This is a genomic window from Paraburkholderia sp. CNPSo 3076 (assembly GCF_026343935.1).
Lineage (GTDB): Bacteria > Pseudomonadota > Gammaproteobacteria > Burkholderiales > Burkholderiaceae > Paraburkholderia > Paraburkholderia nodosa.
In genome coordinates, this window is sequence record NZ_JAPMAL010000082.1 from 1 (window position 1) to 8953 (window position 8953).

The 8953-nt window shown below is 61.1% G+C and carries 2 protein-coding genes and 5 pseudogenes; 1 reads left to right on the forward strand and 6 read right to left on the reverse strand.

Annotated elements, in window-relative coordinates; all coding sequences use genetic code 11:
• Nucleotides 1-361 precede the first annotated feature (361 nt).
• Nucleotides 362-1786 (forward strand): annotated as a pseudogene (locus M3A49_RS41335) (DEAD/DEAH box helicase); the annotation flags it as partial.
• 39 nt (nt 1787-1825) lie between these two features.
• On the opposite strand, the pseudogene M3A49_RS41340 reads toward M3A49_RS41335, so the two are convergent.
• The 6 genes and pseudogenes from M3A49_RS41340 to M3A49_RS41365 all read right to left on the reverse strand — a co-directional run.
• Nucleotides 1826-1957: pseudogene (locus tag M3A49_RS41340) on the reverse strand (DNA polymerase IV); the annotation flags it as partial.
• A gap of 35 nt (nt 1958-1992) precedes the next feature.
• Nucleotides 1993-2907: a DUF72 domain-containing protein gene (locus M3A49_RS41345; protein WP_266233893.1), complete on the reverse strand. Its 915-nt coding sequence runs from the start codon at nt 2905-2907 to the stop codon at nt 1993-1995.
• A gap of 13 nt (nt 2908-2920) precedes the next feature.
• Nucleotides 2921-6060: pseudogene (locus tag M3A49_RS41350) on the reverse strand (error-prone DNA polymerase).
• A gap of 513 nt (nt 6061-6573) precedes the next feature.
• A pseudogene (locus M3A49_RS41355) lies at nt 6574-6729 on the reverse strand (integrase core domain-containing protein); the annotation flags it as partial.
• 74 nt (nt 6730-6803) lie between these two features.
• On the reverse strand, nt 6804-8048 hold the full coding sequence (gene ltrA / locus M3A49_RS41360) for a group II intron reverse transcriptase/maturase (RefSeq protein WP_266233894.1): 1245 nt from the start codon (nt 8046-8048) through the stop codon (nt 6804-6806).
• Between the two features lie 546 nt (nt 8049-8594).
• A pseudogene (locus M3A49_RS41365) lies at nt 8595-8953 on the reverse strand (transposase); the annotation flags it as partial.

The following is an 8953-nucleotide window of genomic DNA, read 5'->3' on the forward strand; positions in this document are numbered from 1 at the left end:
CTACGTAACCGTTAGCCGCTAGCTTACCGTGTAACTGCCAGCAGGAGACTACAGCCGATTGCTCAGGCGATCATGACGTGATGGCGAGACAGGTCAGACCGTGGCCGGGAAACTCTGAGTACACCTACGTGCGCAAGAGCACGCAAGTCTGATGAGAGTCCGGCCAGCGAATTCCATCAGGGACCGCCGGCCTTGCGCCGGGACATCGAAGTCCGGATGCATGGCCGCAATCATTACCTGCCCTCCGTCACAAACGAGAGCTTGGCAAGCCGGGGGCGTCCATGCATGGTGTATGGGCCGTTGATAGCGGGGGACGTCAAGCGGCGAGTTTCTGCTGACCCGGTTGATCGTCTTGCACCGGCTCGCCGGCGGCCTGCAGGCACAGCTGCGCCCCTACCAGGAAGAAGGCTACCAGTGGGCGATGCGACTGGCTGCCTGTGGGTTCGGAGCCTGTCTGGCAGATGACATGGGGCTGGGCAAGACGCTGCAGTCCCTGGCAGTCTTGCTGGCGCGTGCCTCGGAAGGGCCAGCGCTGGTGGTTGCGCCAACCTCCCTCACGGGCAACTGGATCGCCGAAGGGCAGCGCTTCGCGCCCGCCCTGAATCTCTGTCTCTATGGTGAGGGCGATGACGATCGCCGCAACGCCATGATTCGCGAGGCCAACGCGGGCGACGTGGTTGTGGTCTCCTATGCGCTGATGCTGCAAGGCGCTGAATCGTTCCTCAATCGCCGCTGGCATACCCTCGTGGTGGATGAAGCACAGGCGACCAAGAACGCAGCTGCAAAACGCTCGCAGACAGTGTTCGAGCTGGAGGCCGATTTTCGTCTGGCGTTGTCCGGAACCCCGATTGAAAACCGCCTGACCGAACTTTGGTCGATCCTGCGCTTCTGTAACCCCGGCTTGCTGGGTAGTGCGAAACGCTTCAATGAACGCTTTGCTGTACCAATTGAACGCGAACGGAACCGGGAGGCACAGCGAACGCTGCGTCGGTTGATTGCCCCCTTCATTTTGCGTCGTACCAAATCGCAGGTTCTGGACGAGCTACCTCCACGCACCGAATTGCAGCTTGCGGTTACTTCCGAACAGGCGGAAGCCGCGCACTACGACGCAATCAGGCGGCGGGCTGTCGCAGAAGCTGAACAGAGCCTGAATGATAGCAGCACCGGCGCCGCACGGCTGAACATTCTGGCCCAGCTTACCCGGCTACGCCGTGCCGCGTGTGATCCCCGCCTGGTGAGTCCGGAGTTGGGTGTCGTCGGCGCCAAGGTACGGGCGTTCGCAGCTCTCGCCACTGAGCTGTCAGCCAACCAGCACAAAACCCTGGTATTCAGCCAGTTCGTGGATTTCCTCACGCTGCTGCGGGAACCACTCGATGAAGCCGGGATTTCCTATCAATACCTCGATGGAGCCACGCCGGCAGCGGAGCGGAATCGGCGCGTCGCGGCGTTCCAGGCGGGCGAAGGAGATCTGTTCCTGATCAGCCTCAAGGCCGGCGGTTTCGGCCTGAACCTCACGGCCGCCGATTACGTCGTGATCGCGGATCCGTGGTGGAACCCGGCCGCTGAGGATCAGGCGATGGGGCGAGCGCACCGCATGGGACAGCAGCGACCCGTGACGGTCTACCGCCTCGTCAACCAGGGCACGCTGGAGGAACGGATCGTCGCATTACATCAGAGCAAGCGTGCGTTGGCAGAGGGAATCCTCGAAGGAGGCGACGGCATCGCGCTGCCCTCGACAGATGAACTCATTGCCCTGCTCAAAGAAACACGTAACCCAATGAAATAAAAGCAATTCCAGCAAATCTGGGGTTCCCCCTTACAACCCCAGCTTTGCAAAGCGGCGCGTGCCATCTGGGAGCATTTCGGGTACGGCGTCGCGGCCGCCGCCGATCACAACGGGTTTCCCCCGCAACTCGGGATAGCGCAGCAGCTCCACGGACGCGTAGAAAGCGTCCATGTCGAGGTGTGCAATCCGTCGCGGTCGTGGGTCGGTCACGTCGCTGTTACAGCCGTATCGCCGAGAAATCCCATGAGTGTTCGCGCGTTCCGCTGCCCCTGGTCCTCGTAGTTATTGTTGAAGACGACATGCGTCTGCGCGACCGAAGCGGCGATCTCCCGGATCTTTACTGATAATTCGGATAACTCATCATCATTGTAGTCGTAGTTGAACCGATCGCTCGCAACCGTCGCACCCTTGATATTCCACGTCTCGTGATTGCGCCCGTGCAGACGCACCAGCGCGAGGGCAGGGTTCGTGACTTCCCATACAGAGGGAATCGAGTTCGCTGGCCCCTGTGGTTCGTCAACGACGACGTTAACCAACGAGTACTCGCGCTCAAACGCGAGCGTTGACGCGGCGTGCTTCGTGTCGAACCAACTGCGATTGCGGAACTCAACCGCCATCAGGTGCTGTCCTGACATGCGCTCCGCGCAGTGCTCGACGTGTGCGCGGCCGTCGGGCGCGGAAGTAATCCACGGCGCGAACTGGAAATGCACTGCGCCGAGCTTGCCCGCATCCTGCAACGGGGCGATCGCCTCAAAATAGCGCCGCCAGAGTTCGTTCCTGATTTCGTCGGGGATGTCTTTGTAGTAGAGGTTCTTCTTGCCGTTCTGCGGCAACGCAGGCTGCATGTCCTTGGGAAACATGTCGCGCTGTGTCTGGTGGCCGGTGAAGAGGCGGAAAGCCTTGATGTTGAAAACGAAGTCCGGCGGCGTGCGCTCGACCCATAGAACGGAGTTGCTGCCATTGGGCATGGCGTAGTAACTGGAGTCCACCTCGACGAGCGGAAACTGGCTCGCATAGAAGCGCAGGCGGCCCTCTGCGCTGCTGCAGCCGGGCGGGTAGAACCGTTTGCTCTTGATGAGCGTCGGATCTGTCCACGATGCAGTGCCAACACGAATGTTCATCGAGTGTTCTCCACTAGCAGAAGTCACGACTCACGGTTGGAAGCTCGCCAAGCAACGGCGTCACGTCAACGAGCCGGTTTGCAACGAGATGTCGCACCTCGCCCTCGCGTTGCCAGACTCCATACACAGCGAGCAACGACGAGCCGAGCGCCTCGCGCCGGAATTTTTCGAGGACAGACTGCCAGACGATGATGTTCACGCTGCCAGCCTCGTCCTCAAGCGTCATGAACATCACGCCGTTCGCGGTGCCGGGTCGTTGCCGGACCGTGACGATCCCGCACGCGCGCGCCAGCTGCCCGTTACGATAGCGCATCAGCGCATCCGAAGGCACGAGCCGCATCTTCGCGAGCCGCGGGCGGAGAAGGGCGAGCGGGTGGCGGCCAAGGGTGAGGCCGGTCGAGCGGTAGTCGCTCACGATTTCCTCACCTTCCGTCATCGATGTGAGTTCCGGTGTCTCGTCGTCGTCCGTGGCCCCGCGCAGCAAATCACGATCCGGGACGGCAGCGACGGCCTGCCAGAGCGCAGCACGGCGTTCGCCGGCGAGCGAGCGAAGGGCGTTGGCGGCCGCGAGCACTTCGAGATCGCGCCGGTCGAGCTGCGCACGGCGCGCGAGATCGGACACGTCGCGGAACGGCCGCACAGCGCGGGCCATTTCGATGCGGGCCGCGGCTTCTTCCTTCATCCCGCGCACAAGCGACATCCCGAGCCGCAACGGATCGTGCGTCGTCGGGCCTTCGATCGCGCAATCCCAGGTGCTGATCGTCACGTCGACAGGTAGAACGCGTACGCCGTGGCGCTTTGCGTCCTGTACGAGTTGCGAGGGCGAATAAAAACCCATTGGCTGGCTGTTCAGCAGCGCGCACGCGAAGACCGTAGGCTCATGGCGCTTCAGCCACGCGCTCGCATAGACCATCAGCGCGAAGCTCGCCGCATGGCTCTCTGGAAAACCGTATTCGCCGAAGCCCTGGATCTGCGCGAAGATCTGCTCGGCAAACTCGCGGTCGTACCCGCGCTCGAGCATGCCTTTGACGATGCGGTCGTAGTAGACCCCAAGCCCCCCCTTGCGGCGCCACGCAGCCATCGCGCGGCGCAACTGGTCCGCTTCGCCCGCCGAGAAACCAGCGGCAAGCATCGCGACCTGCATGACCTGCTCCTGGAAAATGGGGACGCCGAGCGTGCGGGCGAGCGCCTGCTCCATCTGCGAACTCGGAAACGTCACCGGCTCGATGCCTTGCCGCCGGCGCAGGTACGGATGGACCATGCCGCCCTGGACGGGACCGGGGCGCACGATCGCCACCTCGATCACCAAATCATAGAAGCAACGCGGCTGCAGACGCGGCAACATGCTCATCTGCGCGCGGGACTCGATCTGGAATACACCTACCGTATCGGCGCGGCAAACCATTTCGTACGTTGCCGAGTCTTCGGCAGGAATGTCCTGCAGCTCGAACACCTCGCCGCGCTTTTCCGATATCAGGTCAAGCGCACGGCTGAAAGCATGCCAAGCGCAAGCACGTCAATCTTGAGCAGCCCGAGTGCCTCGATATCGTCCTTGTCCCACTGGATGATCGAACGATCGGCCATCGCGGCGTTCTCGATCGGCACAAGGCGAGAAAGCTTGCCGCGGCTGATCACGAAGCCACCGCTATGTTGCGAAAGATGCCGGGGAAAACCGAGCAGCAGGGCGGCGAACTTCGCCCATTGCACGATAAGCGGCGCCCGTGGATCGAGCCCGGCTTCCTCGAATCGACCTAACAGGTCCTCCTTCGAGTCAAACCAGTGGTGCGCCTTGGCAACACGGTCAACGATCGCGGGATCGACGCCGAGCGCCTTGCCTGCCTCGCGTAGCGCACTGCGGGGACGATAGGTCGTGACAGCGGCGGTCAACGCAGCGCGCTCGCGCCCGTACTTGCGGTAGATGTACTGGACGACTTCCTCGCGGCGCTGGTGCTCAAAGTCGACATCAATGTCTGGTGGCTCGCCGCGCTCCTTGCTGATGAAGCGCTCGAAGAGCATCGACGAGCGCGCCGGATCAACCTCGGTCACGCCGAGGCAGTAGCACACGGCCGAGTTGGCAGCCGAGCCACGTCCCTGGCAGAGAATCCCCTCGTTGCGCGCGAAGCGCACGATGTCATACACCGTCAGGAAATAAGGCTCGTATTTCAGATCCGCGATTAGCGCGAGCTCGTGTTCGATCTGGGCCTGAACCTTGTGCGGAATGCCTGTGGGCCAGCGGCGGTGCGCGCCGGTATACGTTTCCTGGCGCAGGTAGGCCTCGGGCGTAAAGCCATCAGGGACAAGCTCATCGGGATATTCATAGCGAAGCTCATCGAGCGAAAACGTACAGCGCCGCGCAATCTCCACCGTTTCCGCGAGAGCGCCCGCAGGGTACAGATTAGCCAAACGCAAGCGCGAACGAAGATGCTGTTCGGCGTTCGGCGCGAGATCGTAGCCACACTCGGCCACTGGCCGGCCAAGGCGGATCGCCGTCAGTACGTCCTGCAGGGGCTTGCGCGAGCGCACGTGCATCACAGGGGCGCCAGTCGCGACGACGGGCACGCGATGGCGCGCGGCGGCACGCTCAATCACGCCGCGGTGGATATCGTCCATTGCGCGCGCGTGAAGGGTCAGCGCGACCCAGGCCCGATCGCCGAACGTGGCGGCAAACCATTCTAGCTGCACGTCGAGGCGCGCCTCGTTCGCTGGATAATCAGGGCTCAGGACCGCAATGCAATCCGGGAGGCCCTTGAGGTGCCCCTGCGACGATTCAGGGTGGTCAAGATCGCGCGTGGCGAGCCGGTAGCTGCCCTTGTCCGCACGCATGCGCCCGAGCGTGATCAATTCGCTCAGATTGCCGTAGCCTTCCCGTGTCATGGCGAGCGCAATAAACCGAAGGGCCGTCGCACCGTCAGCGTTGGTCAACGCGAATTCTGAGCCGACAATGAACGGGACACCCGCCTTCTTCGCCTCGAGGTGCGCGCGCACGACGCCCGCGAGCGAGCACTCATCGGTTACGGCGATCGCGCGATAGCCCAGTTGCGCGGCCCGCGCGGCGATGTCATCCGCGTGTGACGCGCCGCGTAGAAAGGAGAAGTTCGAGGCACACTGCAGTTCCGCATAGTCGGGCAGCGCGCCGTAGGCGGGCGTGGACATTGGATCAGGCGAGGCGCCATAGCTTCGCATCGGCTTTCCATCCGGCCGCCATCGCCCAAACGTCGGGTCGCCCCATACCGCCCCCAATACTGTACATTTATACAGTATTCTAGCGCATCATCGCGCGCTGGCTAGGCCTGAGGTTTTTCCGAGGAATCTTTAGTTACCGACTCTCGCGCGCTGGATCTCCTGCCCTGGCATGCAAACTTCCTCGTAACAGATACCCAACACTCAAGATGATGAGGGGAGCGCCGTTATCTAGTTGGGCGTAACTTTCCGCACGCCAAGCTCCGGACAACCTACGCGGGCTTGGCGGTTATCTTCATCGGAGCGGCACTGGAAGCTGTCGGTGTCTTTGGCTTCCCACATTGAGCGCGGGCATGCGCTAAACAGCACGGAAAAATTGGAGAACAGCTCGGATGACTCTTACCGATGCAGCGATGGAAAGATGGCCTCATTCGTTCGGACAGGATCCGCGAGTTTTTAAGTGGAATCGCAGAGGCAATCAAGCAATCAAGCTGCCGATTTTATCGCTGGCAGCGTGGCGAAGTATGCTTCATCCGGTGTCTGATCGGCCAGCCTAGAATGAGGCCGATTCTGGTTATACCAGTTCAGGTAGTTGCCGATTGAGCGGCGGGCGTGGCTGACCGAGTCGTAGGCCTTCAGATAGTTGAGTAGCCCAGCGGAATCGCACCGCCAGGCCCTCCCAGAACTGTACGTGAGCCTCTCAACTCATACAGCTCCTATCGTCCAGCCGTGGCTCCGAGCGTCCAATGCGCGAAGAGGGTCGGGCGCTGCGTTTTAAGACGCCGCAACCAATCCCACGCCCGCAGTTTGTGCGTTCGGAGTTTCTTGTATTTGCGCTGGGCCCAACGCACAATGAACGAATCCAGTGTACGCAAAGCCCCGCGAAGCGCAGAAGGCCGGAACCGCCCGTAGTAGCGAACCCAGCCCAGAAGCACGGGCTGCGTCCATCGAGCGACTTCGGCAAGTTCAAGATCATTGCGACTGTGCAGCCGCCATCGACGCATTCGCAACCGCATCGACTTGGCCGCCTTGTCGCTTACCGCAGGAGCGAAGCTAACGAACAGTGTTCCAGATCGACTCATTGAACTCCGCGGCCGAAAGCAGTAGCCCAGGAAATCAAAGCGTTGCACCGGATAGCTGCCGCGTCGGTTGTCGTCCTTGCAGTAGACGATTTTCGTCTTCTCCGGGTGAAGCTGTAGTTTGCAAGCCGCAAGCCGGGCATCGAGCTCCGCTCGTAATTGCCTGGCCTGCGCCTCGCTCTTGCAGTGGCAAATGACATCGTCGGCGTAACGCTCAAACAGGACGCCGGGATAGTTCCGTGACATCCATTGATCGAACGCGTAATGCAAGAACAGGTTAGCCAATATGGGACTGACAACTGCCCCTTGCGGTGTTCCCCGATCCCGCATTACCAAGGCGCCATCGGGCATACAAACCGGTGCGACTAGCCATCTCTCAACGTATAGAAGCACCCACTTGCAGTTCGTATGCCGTCGCAGCGCGCGCATCAGAAGTTGATGGTCGATATTATCGAAGAAGCCTTTAATATCGAGATCCAGCACCCAGTCCGCGCGCCAGCAACGCTGACGCGCAACTGTGAGCGCCTGATGCGCTGAGCGGCCCGGTCGATAACCATACGAATCATCATGGAACACTGGCTCCAGAATGGGTTCGAGATATCGCCGTACCACCATCTGCGCGATGCGATCCGACACAGTTGGTATTCCTAACGGCCTAGTCTTACCATCAGCCTTTGGAATTTCAACGCGCCGCACGGGAGGCGGAACATAACTTCCCGAGGACAGCCGGTTCCAGAGTCGATAGAGGTTATTACTCAGGTCCTCCTCAAACTCGGCAACCGATTGACCATCGACGCCCGCCGCGCCGTGATTTGCCTTCACCCGCTTGAACGCTTCCCACACTTCGCGTTTGGAAATATCAAACGGCTTTGCCTTATCCATGCGAGTCCTCCCCTCGCGGGTTGCTCGCACGGTCAAGCCAGACGACGGCGTTCCTTCGGTCCAGCCCCATTACAGAGCCTTCAACCCTACTACGAACGCCTCCGCCCCTGTGCCCCGCATCGGTACTCTCACCCTTGCGGAGGCTATCCGCTTGGATTTCTCCCTTAGCATCGGGGCGACAGGTTCCTACGTTCCTTATCAAAGCCTGGATCAAGATCACGCCGCCTTCATGCCGGAAGCCAGTTGGGCAGTAAGCAGGTTAGCCCCCAACCTTTGGTGCGGGATAGAGATCCGGATCCCGGTTTCGACTCCAGTTCGTACGTTTCGACACGTCATCAGCGGTTCACTCGCGTTCGTCTTCCTGACCCTCACCTGACGGAGTCGAGCTCCGCCTTTTCCATCAACGCTCACCACGCGAGCTCTTAACTCGCGCAGCTTGTGGTGGTTTGAAGCCTGCTCCTGCAAGCCGACTCCGAGGGGCCCGCCCTCATCTTTGATAAAGCATCGCAACGGCCCGGACTTCGAACCGTCGCGTTCGTAGCACACGACCTCTTCGTATTTGACGCTGCGCCACACCCGTTCAACGAACACGTTGTCACGCCAGGCGCCCTTTCCATCCATGGACAGAAGAACGCTCCGGCTGAGCACCGCGTCGGTGAATTCGGTTGCGGTGAACTGGCTGCCTTGATCCGTGTTGACGATCTCAGGCAGGCCGTATTTCGCAAATGCTTCCTCCAGCGCCTCGACAGCATGGCAGCTCTCCAGCGTGATCGCCACGCGGTGTGCCAGCACCCGACGGCTCGCCCAGTCCACGACAGCCGTCAGATATACGAAGCCGCGCGCCATCGGGATATAGCTCGTATCGAGCGCCCAAACCTGATTGGCCCGGTCGATTTTCCGGTTGC